This window comes from Glaciecola siphonariae (assembly GCF_042652645.1).
GTDB classification, from domain to species: domain Bacteria; phylum Pseudomonadota; class Gammaproteobacteria; order Enterobacterales; family Alteromonadaceae; genus Glaciecola; species Glaciecola siphonariae.
Map to the genome: position 1 here is coordinate 130,366 of NZ_JBHSGU010000009.1, position 15,503 is coordinate 145,868.

General features: G+C 42.5%; 13 protein-coding genes and 1 pseudogene. 12 read left to right on the forward strand and 2 right to left on the reverse strand.

Features of this window, described 5'->3' with window-relative positions; all coding sequences use genetic code 11:
* The first annotated feature begins 101 nt into the window (after positions 1-101).
* Positions 102-1,751: a PAS domain-containing sensor histidine kinase gene (locus tag ACFO4O_RS14545; protein ID WP_382409821.1), complete on the forward strand. Its 1,650-nt coding sequence runs from the start codon at positions 102-104 to the stop codon at positions 1,749-1,751.
* Positions 1,752-1,808: 57 nt separating this feature from the next.
* On the forward strand, positions 1,809-3,527 hold the full coding sequence (locus ACFO4O_RS14550; RefSeq protein WP_382409823.1) for a putative bifunctional diguanylate cyclase/phosphodiesterase: 1,719 nt from the start codon (positions 1,809-1,811) through the stop codon (positions 3,525-3,527).
* Positions 3,528-3,540: 13 nt separating this feature from the next.
* Here the strand turns inward: ACFO4O_RS14550 and ACFO4O_RS14555 are convergent, their stop codons facing one another.
* Positions 3,541-4,212, reverse strand: coding sequence for an MOSC domain-containing protein (locus ACFO4O_RS14555; protein ID WP_382409825.1), 672 nt, complete (start codon positions 4,210-4,212; stop codon positions 3,541-3,543).
* A gap of 532 nt (positions 4,213-4,744) precedes the next feature.
* Between ACFO4O_RS14555 and ACFO4O_RS14560 the strand changes: the two genes are divergently transcribed.
* The gene (locus ACFO4O_RS14560) at positions 4,745-5,848 is read left to right on the forward strand and encodes an alpha/beta fold hydrolase (protein ID WP_382409827.1); all 1,104 of its coding nucleotides are present in this window, start codon (positions 4,745-4,747) and stop codon (positions 5,846-5,848) included.
* Between the two features lie 446 nt (positions 5,849-6,294).
* Positions 6,295-6,435, forward strand: a pseudogene (locus tag ACFO4O_RS14565) (hypothetical protein); the annotation flags it as partial.
* Positions 6,436-6,490: 55 nt separating this feature from the next.
* Here the strand turns inward: ACFO4O_RS14565 and ACFO4O_RS14570 are convergent.
* Positions 6,491-8,260 carry a PAS domain-containing protein gene (locus ACFO4O_RS14570; protein ID WP_382409829.1) on the reverse strand — a complete coding sequence of 590 codons (1,770 nt, stop codon included), beginning with the start codon at positions 8,258-8,260 and terminating at the stop codon, positions 6,491-6,493.
* A 357-nt stretch (positions 8,261-8,617) separates the two neighbouring features.
* Here ACFO4O_RS14570 and ACFO4O_RS14575 point away from each other — a divergent pair, with 357 nt between their 5' ends.
* From ACFO4O_RS14575 to dnaB, 8 genes are all read left to right on the forward strand, one after another.
* A complete protein-coding gene (locus ACFO4O_RS14575) occupies positions 8,618-9,289 on the forward strand; it encodes an RHS repeat-associated core domain-containing protein (protein ID WP_382409831.1) in 672 nt (223 codons plus the stop codon).
* 251 nt (positions 9,290-9,540) lie between these two features.
* Positions 9,541-10,005 (forward strand): hypothetical protein, encoded by a 465-nt coding sequence (locus ACFO4O_RS14580; RefSeq protein ID WP_382409833.1) that lies wholly within the window; start codon positions 9,541-9,543, stop codon positions 10,003-10,005.
* A 325-nt stretch (positions 10,006-10,330) separates the two neighbouring features.
* Complete coding sequence (locus tag ACFO4O_RS14585; RefSeq protein ID WP_382409835.1) at positions 10,331-10,582, forward strand: hypothetical protein; 252 nt, start codon at positions 10,331-10,333, stop codon at positions 10,580-10,582.
* A 193-nt stretch (positions 10,583-10,775) separates the two neighbouring features.
* Positions 10,776-11,384, forward strand: a complete 609-nt coding sequence (locus ACFO4O_RS14590; protein WP_382409837.1) for an RNA polymerase sigma factor — start codon at positions 10,776-10,778, stop codon at positions 11,382-11,384.
* Positions 11,377-11,952 (forward strand): hypothetical protein, encoded by a 576-nt coding sequence (locus ACFO4O_RS14595; RefSeq protein WP_382409839.1) that lies wholly within the window; start codon positions 11,377-11,379, stop codon positions 11,950-11,952. The genes ACFO4O_RS14590 and ACFO4O_RS14595 overlap by 8 nt, the downstream gene beginning before the upstream one ends.
* A gap of 8 nt (positions 11,953-11,960) precedes the next feature.
* Positions 11,961-12,944, forward strand: a complete 984-nt coding sequence (locus ACFO4O_RS14600) for a DUF4097 family beta strand repeat-containing protein (RefSeq protein ID WP_382409841.1) — start codon at positions 11,961-11,963, stop codon at positions 12,942-12,944.
* 221 nt (positions 12,945-13,165) lie between these two features.
* Positions 13,166-14,038: a transporter substrate-binding domain-containing protein gene (locus ACFO4O_RS14605; protein ID WP_382409997.1), complete on the forward strand. Its 873-nt coding sequence runs from the start codon at positions 13,166-13,168 to the stop codon at positions 14,036-14,038.
* A 70-nt stretch (positions 14,039-14,108) separates the two neighbouring features.
* Positions 14,109-15,488 carry a replicative DNA helicase gene (gene dnaB, locus ACFO4O_RS14610; protein ID WP_382409843.1) on the forward strand — a complete coding sequence of 460 codons (1,380 nt, stop codon included), beginning with the start codon at positions 14,109-14,111 and terminating at the stop codon, positions 15,486-15,488.
* The last annotated feature ends 15 nt before the right edge of the window (positions 15,489-15,503 follow it).

The window sequence follows — 15,503 nt, forward strand, 5'->3', positions numbered from 1 at the left end:
AACAATAATCACTTATATAATCCTCTCTTGAGCCAAGAGAGGATTTACCATAGTATCATTATACCCTCTGTAAAAGCCGTATACGGCCCGTTTTGGCGATAATGCTTAGCTCTGATTTTTCTGCTTTATTAAATTTATTGAGTCTCAGTTGCCAGAGCGATTATGTTTTTATTTATCAGCGCGGCAGCGCACTTATGCATCTGCCAACGCGAGTAAGCAACAGCAAAAAGCACGAGCAATTAGCAAAGTTAGATGTTCCAGCGCTTTTGAATCAATCTGAAAACGTCGCGGCGTTATTTCACGACCACACTCTGCCTTTTAATATTCATACCTTAGCACTTGGTCAGCACCTGCCTGATTTTGAAGGTTGTGCTTTGCGACTAGTGGCATGTCAATCAACTGCTTTGACATCCCCACCATTTATTATAGGCCTAGTGCACGATGCAGAGGTTACTAATGACTCTGTGAAAAATGTCTCCGTGAACAATGACTCCGTGAACAACGTCTCTGTGAAAAATGACCCCGAGAAAAACAAGCCCACACAAAACGCTAGGGAGCCTAGTCACAATCAAGCTTGGTCGAACGATTACCTGACGCCTGTGCAAGATATTGTGACTTTGCTGATAAGTCAGAATCAAACATCTGTGAAGCTGAAAAAGTCAGCGAATGCAGAAAGCCTTTTTAAAGAGCTACTTGATTTAAACAAAGACTATATCTATGTAAAAGACAGCCATGGCGATGTTGTATTTGCCAATCAAGCGGTGCTGCAAATGTGCGGTCAAAGTCAGCTCAAAAACCTTATTAGTGCCGACGTACTGACGCGATTTGAGGCTAATAATGGCAAAAATGTGCAGGCCTCGGTAAAGGAGGCTGAAGCAATTACGCGCTCAAAGGGGGAACATGAGCACATTGTAAGCGTCACTACGCCAAATGGCGACGAGCTAACGCTGCAAACAACACGGCAGCGTTTTGTGGCACAAGACGATCAATTTTATTTGATGGTAGCAAGCACCGACGTCACCGAGCGTGAGGTCATTATTAAGGACCTCAAGCGTTCAAATAAAGACCTAAACAACTTTGCGTATGTTGCTTCGCACGATTTAAAAGCCCCATTAAACGTAATTAAACGATTAGTTTCTTGGGTTATGGAAGACTGCGCCAGTATTTTACCGCGCGACAGCCAAGAAAATTTAGAATTGGTTATGAACCGGGCAAACCGTATGGAGCAGCTATTACAAGACTTGCTCGCTTACTCGCGCATTGGCAGAGAGTATCAAGAGGCGGTTGAGCTAAATGTTAAGTCAAAGGTAATTGAGCTACTTTCGCTTATGGATTTGCCCATGGGTTTTGTGGTCAAATGTGACGATGCTGTTGTTAAGGTGCCTGAGATACCTTTTGGTGTTGTGCTGCTCAATCTAATGAGCAATGCGATTAAACATCACGACTCTGGTAATGCTCAGATTCAAATAAAAGTACGCAGTAATCAGAGCGCAAATGTGATCACGGTGCTCGATAATGGGCCTGGAATTGCGGTTGAGAATCGCGCCAAAATTTTTGATTTGTTTGAAACCCTAAAGCCACGAGACGAAGTAGAGGGCTCGGGCATGGGATTAAGTGTTGTAAAACGCTTAGTTGAGCATTATGGTGGTTATATTAAGGTTGGTGACAATCGGCCGCGAGGTACTAAATTCGTGGTGTATTGGCCATTTAATAATGTGGCGCGCCAGGTATTAAGTCAGCTAAGTGATTAAATGTAAGCGATTAATTCGGCATTATTGTAGTAGCGTGAATAAGTAAGAGTAGCTAGCATGGAAATGAGACGTGGTCTTGATGTACTTGTGGTTGATGATGATTTTGCAGACCGTAAAATCATCAAAAGAACGATTGCTGAAAATGCATTTAATGTAAATATTATTGAGGCCACCTCCGTTGCTGAAGCCCTAGAAAAACTTAAAGAGCAGAGTTTTGACGTAATATTGCTCGACTATAAGATGCCCAACGGCAACGGGATTGAGCTTGTTCACACCCTTCGCGCGCGCGCTGATTTAGGCAGCGTTGCTATCGTGATGATGAGTGCGTCAGACAGTGACGAACTAGCGGTAGCGTGTTTAGAGGCCGGCGCTCAAGATTTTATTCTTAAATCTGAATTACAAAAACTGAATCTGCAGCGAGCGATTGTGCATGCACACAAGCGTTTTGAGCTGGAGCATAAGCTGCATCAGAATTATTTAGATGTAAAGCATATTGCGGAAAAAGACCCGCTAACGGGCTTGTCTAATCGCCATCACTTTAACCAACTCCTCTCTGTGCTTATTCAAGACGACGGCAATACACGCGTAGATGTGGCATTAATTTTACTCGATTTAGATAATTTTAAATTTGTAAACGACTCCTTAGGTCACGATGCCGGTGACCGGCTGTTGATTGAATTCTCAACGCGTATTAAAAATTTATTGCGTCGCCATGAAGGCTTTGCGCGCCTCGGAGGCGATGAATTTGCAATTATACTCACAGGTATCAAAACACCTGAACAGGTTGCTCAGGTGGCCAAACGCATTCATAACTCGCTACTAGGCGCGATTCATATTAACGAGAATGAACTGTCGTGCAATGCAAGCGTTGGCGCTGCTATGTTCCCCTTGCATGCAAAAGACAAAGAAAGCTTGGTTAAATTTGCCGATGTAGCCATGTATGCCGCCAAACGAGCCGGTAAAGGACAGATAAAAGTATACGATGAGCGCATGCATAAAGAATTTAGCAGGCAGTACGATATACAAGTCGGTTTGAAAAAGCATTTAGACGATGCTGCCTTTGGAATGCACTTCCAGCCAGTGGTCGATTTACGAAATAGTCATCATATAGGGTATGAAGCACTCATTCGCTGGCCCGAAATGGTGGATAGTTTTCTACCCGATGAATTTATTCCGGTGGCAGAAAAAAATAACGATATTCATGCCATAGGTGAATGGGTGATTGATAAGGCCATTGCGCAAATTGCTATTTGGCAAAAAAGCGTTTCGGATGCGCAATTTATTGCTATTAATATTTCACCTGTTCAGCTACAAAGCGAAAAAGTAACGCAATTTATTATTGAGCGAGCAGAGTACTATCACGTCAAGCCAGAAACAATCGTGCTCGAAATTACCGAAACCGCTTTATTTGAGCAGCAATCTGCAATTAAACAGTCTATTGAAACCCTTTCAAGCTATGGTTTTAAAATATCCTTGGATGATTTTGGCGTGGGCTATTCATCTATTGCCCATTTAATTAATTACCCAATTAATATTGTAAAGCTCGATAAGTCCTTGTTTAAAATGGACGAGAGTGAAGAAAAACGCCTAGCTATTTTTGAAGCCCTAGCCAATATGCTAAAGCGTTTGAATATGACGGTAGTGGCTGAGGGCATTGAAACCGAAGAGCATTTAAAGCTGTGTAAAAGCCTCAATATTGATCATGGTCAGGGCTTTTATTTTGCACCGCCCTCAGAGGCTGAGCATATAGAGTTAAAGCACTTACAAAGTGCCTAGTGCTTAGGTAATTTTATCCTCTCGTTAGCGCACTGATTCGCCTTTGTAGCTTGTCTTGCCATTCAGGTGCTAGTCCCTCGGTGGTAAGCGCAGCTTGCAGCTCCCCTTCACTAAAACTAATGCCCTCTGGTGGTTTGCTCATATGCATCAGGGTTTTAACTGATACGGGCTGTTCATTGCGATGGGTTAATTCAATACTGTCGCCTACCTTTAAAACGCCGCTTTGCAATACTCTAAAATACCAACCCGTTATTCCATGCTCTAGTATAAATAGGTCGATTTTTTTCTGACCATAGCGCTGATTTATTTTTGAACATGGCGCTCGCGGCGAGCTAACTTGCACAACCACTTCACCCATCTGATAAATATCACCAATAAACACATTATCTTCATGCATGTGCGCCGCGCTTATATTCTCTCCTATAGAGCCAATGCTCATTAAATACGCTGTTTTAGGAAAGGCGTTTTGAAGTGCGATATAGCTAGCCTGCGCAAACTGATGAAGTGCCATTTGCGGCCCGCCATGCAGCTTTTTATTGCCCTGTTCATCTTCTGTTGCGCCATCTGATACAACATTTAGCGACTCATGAGCCGTTTTGATGATGCTGCTAGGAGATTTACGTGGGCCAAAAGGCTGCGGTTTACCGGCAAAAAGCGCGCTAATGTTCATGTTCAATGCGTTCATATTTAATGCGTTCATATTCAATGTCTAGCGAAGCAAAAGAAACAGTCTACTGCTAGGTGATGCCCTACACAATTGCAAAAGACGATGTTGTAGCAATGTTTTTTGACAATAATGACTGGCAATCAATTTTGCTTGGATGATTCATTTTAACGACGCTGCCAAAAAAATTATGGGTATTTGCATATTAGGGTAGGAAACAGCAATTTTAGCTACCGTGGCAAGGTGCCTGTATTGCGCAAAGGCCGGTTGGATTTTTCAGAGAATTAAATCACATTTAAAATTCAGGTTTGTTCGCATTGCGGACTCTCAGGCTTTCTGAAAAACCAAAAAAAACATTGTTGAAATTTGGTCCGGATTAGACAAGTAGCCCCCGTTTGTCATTGTAGATTCAGTCACCAAACTGCTAATAACTGACATGTAAAAGTCGCTTTTTTGCTTGACTATCTTTTAAATTTTTCACTAGTATCATTACACAAGTAACACGTTTAAATAAGTAACTCGTTCGATTTTAATAACACTAAATGGACTTTTCATGTTTCGACTTACGCTGGTACTTTTTCTCAAGCTAACCACTCTGAACCTTTCTGCGGGTCAGAACATTCTCGTCAATGGAAAAAATTTAGAATTCGAAGTCAAAGGTAGGGGCGATATAGCTGTTTTATTTGATGCTGGAGCGCTGACCGGAATGGCAGGGTGGAATGCTTTATGGAATGATTTACCCTCTGATATAACAGCTTACAGGTTTTCCCGTTTAGGAGAAGGTAATTCGGATGCATGCGTAGGTCAACGCTCTAGTGAAGAGCACGTTCACGAAGTTAAATCAATTGTTGATGCGGCTCAAATAAAAAAACCATTTATTTACGTTGGTCACTCTCTAGGCGGTGCGACTGCAAGAAATTATGCGCATTCTTTTCCCAATGAAGTTCTAGGCATGCTTCTCGTTGACCCAGAAAATCCTCGTGATATAGAAATTATAAAGGAAATAGACCCACTTAACGGTCCTCTTGAAATTGAGCATATTAAGAATCAAGACTACAAAGATAGTGATGGACGCTGGTGCTTTTTAGATGCGATTTGGAAAAAAGAAGCGGCAAACGACTTTGATGATATTGGCAATATTCCCGTGACTTTAATAGCTACAACCATGACATTTGATAATCCAACGACTATTTTCAATAGCGATATAGGCAGAAAACGTTGGGGAGACGTACAGAAAGAATGGGTCAGTACTTTTCCGCAAGGGCAGTTTGTTGCAACAAATAAAAGCGGCCATTATATTCAGCAAAATGAGCCGGATTTAGTGTTAAGTGAATTAAAAAAGCTGTTGGAACGAGTCCAAAGCAGTTCTGGTAAGTATGTGATTCAAGGTAAGTGGCATCACGCCACTAAGCCAGTAGTTATAGAATTTGACATGGATAAAAATGAAGCGTTTGTGTTTAGTTACGACGGTGCAAGCTCTGAAGGACTAAATATCTTAAAAAACATAAAACAAGTCCCAAGTGAGAGTAATCAATGGCAAGCTGACATGTATGATGGTTATCAAGATAAATATGTAACTGTTAATCTAGTGAATCATAAAAATGAACTTTCGATATTTACAAAAGATGAGCAAGAAGTTCTGAGACTCAGTCGTTAAAAATTGTGAATATATTCGAAACTTAAAATATGATTTTTCATCATAGGCTCAAACCAAGGGGTCAGGTTCTTTGAAACCAACCTTTCTGCTGTATGGAAGAAAGTCGTTTTTCGATTATTTCCACGTTAAGCAACATGGATAAATATGTTGCGAACAATAATTCTAAAGTGGCGTGAAAATTGATTTTCAATTTAAAAACAAACGTTTAAACATCTTATTGTTAATCGCCAAGCCACATTTTCTATTTGGCAGCAAATCAACGCGAGCTAAAAATCAAAATACCTTTTCAAGGAACCTGACCCCTAGAATCCGTAGAGCGCACTGATGCAGGCACATATGTTCATGTTGATGAGGATGGTGATGGCATTGCTACTGCACAAAAAGCAAAGGTGACAGCGCCGTTTTATCGTTCAGATGAAGGCCGCAATTGAGACGAGGGCGGCACAGGCTTGGGTCTTGCCATCGTTGAACGAATACAACAATGGCATGGTGGTGACATATTTGTGGGCGACTCAGCTTTAGGAGGCGCTCGCTTTAGTATGTTCTTCAAGGCAGATTTTTCCGCTGCCCGCTCCACCAATATCTAATATCGCGAAGCCTAAAGCACATAGCATAGTCGAGTAGGTTTCTCTTTAGATAGCGCTAACTTTTGTTGTCCATATATGCAGATAGGCTGTCTACATGTTCTTTGGTTTCGCCAATCAACGAGGTGATTTCATGCGCAGAGTCGGTGGTGCTGCCAGCAAGGGTTCTGACTTCATCTGCTACCACAGCAAATCCACGTCCAGCCTCACCTGCGCGCGCAGATTCAATCGCGGCGTTTAAAGCAAGCAGATTCGTTTGATCCGAGATACCGTTAATGGTCTGAATGATGCTGCTAATTCTGTCTAGCACCTGCGACATCGCCCCATGCGTTTTCGCAATAACCGCATAACGCTCTGAAACATCAGTCCCGTACATCAGAATTTTGACCAATTCCCCTTCAATATTATGCACAGTAGAAAACGTAGCAGAAAGTCTAAGGTTTGAGCCATTTGCCAAGTGTTCTATCGTTAAATCAGCTTTTAGCGAGCCCGTTCGAATTAAGTTTTCCCAGTCATCGGCAGTAATTAAGTTTTTGATATTTATGTCTTTGCTTAGCGCATTTGCATCGGGTGAAAATCCTAGTATTTCCTTGGCAAGATTATTGACATGCTCGACCGTACCCAAAGGTGAGCATTCAATGACGATATTGCTTTGTGCTATGGCCGACAAGCGAATGTCGTTTTCCAGACTTTTTCGTTTTGTAGAGTCAATATTGCTTTGAATAGAAATAAACTTATCTAACTTCCCTTTGCTATCAAAGACTGGGTTTATCGCCAGACTGATCCAGTATGAAGTACCATCTTTTGCGTAATTAAGAATTTCTTCATAAAAAGGCTGCCTTTTAGCAATGTTATCTCTTATTTGTCGTACGGTTTCTTGGTCCGTATGCTCGCCCTGCAATAGACTCCCCGGCTTCTTTCCTAGCGCTTCGTCAAACGAATACCCGCTCAACTCAATAAAGCCCGGATTAACATATTCAATTAGTCCCTCAGCATTAGTAATAATCACAGAGTTGTCGGTTTCATTTGCTACCAAGGAAAGAATTTCGAACTGCTTTTCTTGCTTCACGCGTTCAGTAATGTCGGTCGCAAATTTCACGACTTTTATGACATTACCCGATAAGTCTCTAATAGGATTGTACGTGGCTTCAATCCATACTTCTTCGTTACTTTTTCCAAAACGCTTGTAGCGCGCGGCTTGATACTTCCCGTGACGAAGATTCTCCCAAAATTGTTGGTATTCACTGCTTGATTGCTCGGCGCTATCAACAAACATAGAATGATGCTTCCCTTCAATATCGCTTAACGCATAGCCCATAACGTTAAGGAAGTTTTCGTTTGCTGAAATAATATGCCCGTCTGGCAAGAATTCTATTATTGCTTGCGATTTTGAAATCGCCGATATTTTGCCCTCAAAATCGATCGTTTTCAGTTTGCTGCTGGTTATATCGGAAGCAAACTTAATGACTTTGATGACATTCCCGTTTTTATCTGTGATGGGGTTGTAGGTTGCCTGAAGCCAAATTATTTCTTGATTTTTTTTAATACGCTTAAATTCAGCCTGTTTAAACTGTCCATTATTGAGCTGTTGCCAGAACTGACTATATTCAGGGCTGTCGCGCTCCGAGCGCTCCACAAACATGCTATGGTGTTTTTCAATAATTTCAGTGCTTGAATAGCCCATCGTTTCGAGAAAATTCTTATTCGCAGAAAGGATGGTACCATCTGGACGGAATTCAATAATGGCTTGCGATTTATCAAGCGCTTCAATAATTCCCGCAATGGTTTGGGAATCAAAAGTTGATTTGTTTTTTCGTAGACTAAACATGCTTATTCGTAGATCCCATATGGATTGAGCGTCTTAAAAAAAATTGTTGGTTAGTGGTGTGAACAAACAATCTTTCTTATTCACGCCCGCATGTCATATCGGCTGAAAAAAGCAGAACATTAAAGTTAAGATTCTATTTCGCTATAATATTTATGACCGTGCATTAGTCGCATTTCATTTTATACGGCAGCTTATACGCTACAATGCAGCTTTTGATAGTTCGGTTATTTACTTTAAACCAAGGGGTCAGGTTCTTTGAAACCAACCTTTCTGATGTATGGAAGAAAGTCGTTTTTCGATTATTTCCACGTTAATCAACATGGATAAATATGTTGCGAACAATAATTCTAAAGTGGCGTGAAAATTGATTTTCAATTTAAAAACAAACGTTTAAACATCTTATTGTTAATCGCCAAGCCACATTTTCTATTTGGCAGCAAACCAGCGCGAGCTAAAAATCAAAATACCTTTTCAAGGAACCTGACCCCTAGAATCCGCTATGATCCAGTGATTGGGCGGTTTTATTCGAATGATCCGGTTGGGGCGTTGTGTCATGGGCAACGAGAAGAATACGTTAAAGGATTTAACCGATACGCTTACACTTATAACAACCCATACAAATATACTGACCCTGATGGCAAGCTTCCTCGAATTGATATAGCGGCTAGGAATCGTTTGGATAGAGTAAATTCTGGAGAAATTACGCCGCAGCAGGCTGTAAATGAACAAACTGAAATTGCACAAACTACAGTGAAGGGAGTGCTTGAAGTTGCATCATATGTACCCGGACCCACTGGGTTAGTTGCAACAGGTGTTCAAATAGCTGCGGAAGCTGCCGATGGTGATGTTCCGGTATCTAGTGGCTCTTCAGCTATATTGTCTGAAACAACAGGTCAGCTTGGGAATGCGATAGATAAAGTTGAATCTAAAACTCCGGGTGGTTTCAAAGCAAAAGTGCTTACCTACGTTGCCGAGCAAGCCGTTGGCTTAGGTGTGGAAAACCTTCGGAAAACGCTGACAATATCGTAAATCAAAGAACAGAAGAAGAAATTGAAAACAAATAAAGCAAATAACAGTAAGTTGATGCAGGGCTGTATTTTCATTATTGCGGCTATAGCCCTCTTTCTATATTCGTTTGGAAGTTTCTTCTTCGAGGGCATTGAACCTGTGAGCTTTTCAAGCGGCAAATATGGTTCTGTAATAGGTATCTTTATTTCATGTATTCTCCTTCTTGTTCTTGGGATTAATGAGTTGATAAAGTTTTTTAAAAGTACAAAAAAATGAGAGCGGGTTTTCTGAAGGTATTATTAGCAATTCTTCTTTTTTTTAGTTATCAAAATGTATTTGCAAAGATAACAATTGAAGGGAGTTGGGAATGTGACTATGGGTATTCATATGAGGCATATGAGCTATCTCAAAACTTGCGTTTGGATTTTGACGGCGCAGCCAATCTATACTCAATCAGAGGCGTTGTGACTATTTCACCTTCAGACTCAAATAAGTCTTCATTACATTATGATTCACTGGTTAGATACTCTTTAGTTGATAAAAAGATGCATTCGGAGACGGTTGAATTCAAGGTTGAACGCATGGAAGATCCAAACGGTTTCTTTGATCAAGCGACTATTGATGCGATGTCGAACATGTCGTCAAATTCAGCCATTGAATTCACAGCATCAGGAGGTTTGTCTTTTCAATATGAAGACGGATTGTTGTTTGAATGTAGGAGGCCCATAGCAAAATAAGAAGCCTTAGAGTGTTTTTTAAACTGAAGCCTCGCACTCGCGAGGCTTTTTCACACGAAGCGTAGATGTCTTATTATAAAATGCGACTATGCAGGTTTACCTGCGTTCGATATAACTATCACTATTGTTGCCAACGGTATGCTCAAGCAAATGACGTATGGCAATGGCCATGTGTTTAGCCAAACCCTAAACGATAGTCAATTGCCCCTTCGCCTGCTTACCTTAAAAAGGCAGTATTAAACCACTGGATTTAACCTACACTTACGACAAGCCTCACTTAGTCACGCGCATAGAAGATGCCAGTCCAAGCAATCACGATATAAGTATGACTTACGATGCACTTGAGCAAATTGCCACCGCTTCTGGCTCGTGGGGCACCGGCAGCTTTAGCTTTGACAGCTTGGGCAATGTGCGCTCAAAACGAATAGGCGGCCGCACCATTACGGTAAATTACAATGCTAAAAACCAAGTTAGCAGCGCAAACGATATTGGCGCTATTGCTGGTAGTACAGCGCCAAGCACAGTATGCCACTACATTTACAACCAACTGATGATTCTGGCTACTCACGTACTTTAATCAATTTCCAATCCTAGAATGCAAATAGCCAAAAAAATTATGTATGCGTGTAAACCTTTTGCTTAATCCTTGCGACAGATACTATGACAGACACATGGATGCAAAAAAGGGAACAGCATGAGAGTGATAACTATTTTACTAGAGCGCATGCCAAGTGCAGCTTCACCACTGAAATTTGGACGAGCTTGAGTCTATGAGCGTGCGAGTTGATGCAAAGTATCAAATGCCTAGTGGGTCAAAAGATGTCTCTGGCAAGTCGGTGCCCCCTCGCGAAGAGAATGATGCCCTAGCGACCACTGTGCGCGCAGCCCAAGCGGGAGATATAGACGCATTTAAGTCGCTGTACCAAACTCACATTAATATGGTGTATGGCTTGTGTCATCGGCTGTGTGCAGACCGTTCACAAGCTGAAGATGCTGCACAAGAGGTGTTTGTTCAGGTGTGGCAAAAAATACAAAGCTTTGAACATCAGAGTAAGTTTTCTACATGGCTGCACAGCGTGGCTAGTCATGTTTGCGTTTCTTTTATCCGCAAGCAAAAGGGATGGTGGCAGCGTATGTTTTCGATAAGTACGGAGGTTGGCGAAATCGCGCAGCAAGAAGACACCGGGCATTTATCCGCAGATTCCATTGAAGGGCTGATAGCGGGATTACCTCAGCGAACGCGGCTTGTTTTTGTATTACACGGCATTGAAGGATACCGACATGAGCAAATTGCATCGATGCTCGATATTTCAGTTAACACAAGTAAAGTGCAGTTTCATCGGGCCAGAACACTGTTGGAGGCAGCATTAAATGAGTAAATCAAACGTCGATGTACGAAATTCAGTGCCTGATGCCAGTGCTTCGCAAGCACATCAAAATGCAAACAGCTTAACGCAAAAGTTGAGTGAAATTAGGCGTGAAAGAGAGCCAGAGAAGGACCTTTGGCCAGGTATCGAGTTTGCGATTATCAGCGATAAACAAAAACAGCAGCAAGATAATCACGCCTCACGCTTGCAAGGCGCGAAAGCGACAAAATCTAGACGCGTTTATTTGGCAGCAGCCGCCAGCGTGTGCTTGTTGGTTTTGATTGCCAATATGGGTTTTGAGTACATGGCCCAGCATAATACTCAATCGCTGATTGCAAAGCTAAGCGCAGAGCACCAGCAGCAGAAACAAGCACTATTGATAAGTGTTCAAGACGCTGTACCGGCCACCAATAACTGGCAGCAGCAACTTGCAGATTTAGATGAAGCTGAGCGTGCCATTAAACAAGCTTTAGACGAAGCGCCCAACAACCCTGCGCTGATAAAAATGTTGAAGCATGTTTATCAGCAGCAATTAGCCATAATCGAGCGGGTACATGCACCTGCTTGGCAACAAATTTAGGAGTTTTTATGTTTACACTTAGCCACAAAATTAACTCACTTGCCATATGCTTTGCCTTACTTATTCTTCTGCTGAGCGGCGAGGCACTGGCATCGCAAAAAGTCGATGAAACGCTGGAGGCAGACCTCGATAGCCTCATACAAATTGAGCATGTATCAGGGTCGGCCAAGATTATTGGTTGGGAAAACGCTCAGGTAAAAGTAGAAGGAACACTCGGGGACGATACCGAAGAGTTTATTTTTGAGAGGAACGGTAAATCAATAGAAATACGTGTAGAGATTAAGCAAAAAAGCTCATGGGGTGGCTGGAACAGTGGCAGTGTAGATGGTGATAAGCTTGTGATTTATGTACCCAAACAAAGCCGAGTAGAGTATGACACCACCAATGCTGACGTTGAGCTTGAAAATATCGAGGGAGGCAGTGATATTGAAGTGGTAAATGGCGACATTGACGCAAAGGGTTTATCGGGCCGGGTGCAGCTTGAATCGGTGAATGGTGATATTAACGCCAAAGCGATTAATGGTGACGTGCGCGTTGAAACGGTAAATGGTGATATTGAGTTAGAGCAAGTGAGCGGCAGGACCCTCAAGGCCAGCTCAGTCAATGGCGGCCTACAGGCAGTGAGCTCGGCCGAAGAACTTTATGCTGAAACGGTTAACGGTGACATTGAATTTACTCTACAAGAGATATCTGCGGTAGATGCACAAACCGTAAATGGCTCGATAGAACTGAGCATGAGCTTACAGTCAGGCGCTGTGGTGAAGGCAGGTTCGGTAGGCGGAAGTATCACGCTTCATCTACCTAAGCAAACGGAAGCTAAATTCGACATCGAAGCGCACGCCGGTGGCAGTATTCGAAATCGGCTCACAGCCGATAAACCAAACAAGGCAGAATATGGTCCGCGTTCATGGTTATCGTTTAATAAGGGAAGTCCAGATGCCACTGTCGATATCACAACGGTGCATGGAACAGTTGTCCTTACTGCGCAGTAGCCATATTGCTAATCTAGGCACAAATTAAACAATAAATCTGATGCACCGATATAGTATATACAGCGCACAGATGTTAAAAAAAGGTCATGCCAAAGGTGTGACCTTTTTGTTTTTAGTTTATGCTTAATAGGTTCCGTGTAGTGAGCTTGGGTATTTTGGGGTTGAAATTGAGAGTCAAAAATAAATCGTTATTGTTAGCATGGTTAACGCTTTTGCCGTTAATGTGTTGCGTAGCCGTAATAAGCAGTGTTTTTGCGGATGAAAGCGCGCCTGGGCAGGAAAAACCCGCCTATGATATCGATTTTGTATTTTTTGATGTGCGTGAGGTAGAGAGCTTCAATAAGGGGGAGCCAATAAGTGCAAGTGTCAACACTGCATTATTAGTGACCCAGCATCTTGATAAACAGGTAAAGTTAATCCACACCCCGGCTCAGCGTTTATGGCGAGTACTGGAACAACAAAAAGCTGCTTGTGTACCGAGTATGGTTAAGACTAAAGAGCGAGAAGCGCAGTATCTTTTTTCCGAGCCCTTATTTATGACACTAAGCGCCAGAGTATTTGCACGTAACGACGACACCTTTGCAAACAGTCCTGCTATTGATGCCTCAGGTGAAATAAGCTCCATTGAAGATTTTATCTCTACCGTGCCTAACAGCCGCATTTTATATTCACGTCTTCGGTCGTACGGAACATTAATTGATGAACAAATCGCCGCCCTAGATAACGACAATAGAGAGGCAATATTTAGTCCTACTTATTTTGGCAAAGACATTGAGTTATTTTTGCGAGGACGGGGTGACTTGTTAGTTGCCTCGCCGGTAACGATAGACCGATATTTTCCTGACCGCGAGACAGAGCTTTTGTCGTATTCAGTTAAAGGAAATCCACCCTATATGGTGGGCCATTTTTTGTGCAACGACAGACCTGAATCCCGCAGGTTTCTTGAGGAGCTAAATCAAACCTTGCTTGCAATTTATCCCACTCAAGCGTTTAAAGACTCTCACCTAAACAACCATAGCGCGCAATTCCAAGAAGAGGTGTCACGCTATTTTGACCGTGTGTATTTGCAAGAAGAACAGGCTAGTACAAACTAAAAATCGGTCGAGACAAATCGCATCTCATGAGCCATAATAGCCGACCGATTAAATGAAAAGTTAGTATCAAGTGGCGCAAACTCAAACCGATTCGATTGAAAAACTGAACATACCTCCTCACAGCATTGAGGCGGAGCAATCTGTGCTCGGCAGTTTAATGATATCGCCTGACGCATGGGACAAAGTTGCCAATGTGCTTATTGAATCTGACTTTTATAATCGTTCCCACCGCATTATTTATGCCTCTATTTTACGCCTAATAAACGCCAATCAATCGGTTGATACCGTCACAGTAAAAGACGAATTGAGTTTGCACAATCAACTAGATGATGCCGGCGGCTTTGTTTATTTAATTGAGCTTGCCAAAAATACCCCGAGCGCTGCCAACATCGGCGCATATGCCTATAGCATTCGAGAAAAGGCGGTTATTAGAGAGCTCATTGGGGTTGCTCATGATATTGCAGAGGTAGGCTATAACCCAGAGGGACGAGACAGCAAAGAAGTATTAGACCTAGCTGAGACCAAAGTTTTTGAAATTGCAGAAAAGCGCACCGTTGCTGGTGAGGGCCCGGTCGATGTTAAGAGTGTTTTAAAGAAGACAGTCGACAGGCTTGATGAGCTAGTTAAACAAGACAATGAAGTTACAGGGGTATCTACCGGTTTTAATGACCTAGATAAAAAAACCAGTGGTTTACAGCGTTCTGACTTGATTATTGTAGCAGCCCGCCCCTCTATGGGAAAAACAACCTTTGCGATGAACTTGTGTGAAAACGCGATGATGATGCAAGACAAGCCCGTACTTGTATTTAGCTTGGAGATGCCCGCTGAGCAAATAATGATGAGGATGTTGGCGTCTTTGAGTAGGGTTGATCAAACCAAAATTCGAACCGCTAAACTTGACGATACTGACTGGGTAAAGCTGCAGCAAACCATGCAAAATCTGCATAAGCGTGACAACCTGTTTATTGACGATAGCTCCGGCCTAACACCGATGGAGTTGCGCACTCGCGCGCGCAAATTAGCACGTGAGAAGGGAGGCATTGCCATGATCATGGTGGATTATCTTCAGCTAATGCGTGTGCCTAGCTTATCTGATAATCGTACCTTGGAAATTGCCGAAATATCCCGCTCTCTTAAGGCCCTTGCCAAAGAGCTTGAAGTGCCGGTAGTGGCGCTTTCTCAGCTCAATCGTGGATTGGAGCAACGCAGTGATAAGCGCCCAATCAACTCAGATTTGCGTGAGTCTGGCTCAATTGAGCAGGACGCAGATTTGATTATGTTTATTTACCGTGATGAGGTTTATCATGAGAATAGCGAATACAAAGGCATTGCTGAGATTATCATTGGTAAGCAGCGTAACGGTCCGATTGGCACCTCTAGGCTTACTTTCCAAGGGCAGTTTTCTCGCTTTGATAATTATGCAGGACCTGAATTTTCAGATGACTACTAGGCTCGCGTAAAGGCA

Coding starts and splice junctions, on each gene's coding strand:
- ACFO4O_RS14545 (WP_382409821.1), top strand. CDS start 102: ATGCTTAGCTCTGATTTTTCTGCTTTATTAAATTTATTGAGTCTCAGT.
- ACFO4O_RS14550 (WP_382409823.1), top strand. CDS start 1,809: ATGGAAATGAGACGTGGTCTTGATGTACTTGTGGTTGATGATGATTTT.
- ACFO4O_RS14555 (WP_382409825.1), bottom strand. CDS start 4,212: ATGAACGCATTGAACATGAACATTAGCGCGCTTTTTGCCGGTAAACCG.
- ACFO4O_RS14560 (WP_382409827.1), top strand. CDS start 4,745: ATGTTTCGACTTACGCTGGTACTTTTTCTCAAGCTAACCACTCTGAAC.
- ACFO4O_RS14570 (WP_382409829.1), bottom strand. CDS start 8,260: ATGTTTAGTCTACGAAAAAACAAATCAACTTTTGATTCCCAAACCATT.
- ACFO4O_RS14580 (WP_382409833.1), top strand. CDS start 9,541: ATGAGAGCGGGTTTTCTGAAGGTATTATTAGCAATTCTTCTTTTTTTT.
- ACFO4O_RS14585 (WP_382409835.1), top strand. CDS start 10,331: ATGACTTACGATGCACTTGAGCAAATTGCCACCGCTTCTGGCTCGTGG.
- ACFO4O_RS14590 (WP_382409837.1), top strand. CDS start 10,776: ATGAGCGTGCGAGTTGATGCAAAGTATCAAATGCCTAGTGGGTCAAAA.
- ACFO4O_RS14595 (WP_382409839.1), top strand. CDS start 11,377: ATGAGTAAATCAAACGTCGATGTACGAAATTCAGTGCCTGATGCCAGT.
- ACFO4O_RS14600 (WP_382409841.1), top strand. CDS start 11,961: ATGTTTACACTTAGCCACAAAATTAACTCACTTGCCATATGCTTTGCC.
- ACFO4O_RS14605 (WP_382409997.1), top strand. CDS start 13,166: ATGTGTTGCGTAGCCGTAATAAGCAGTGTTTTTGCGGATGAAAGCGCG.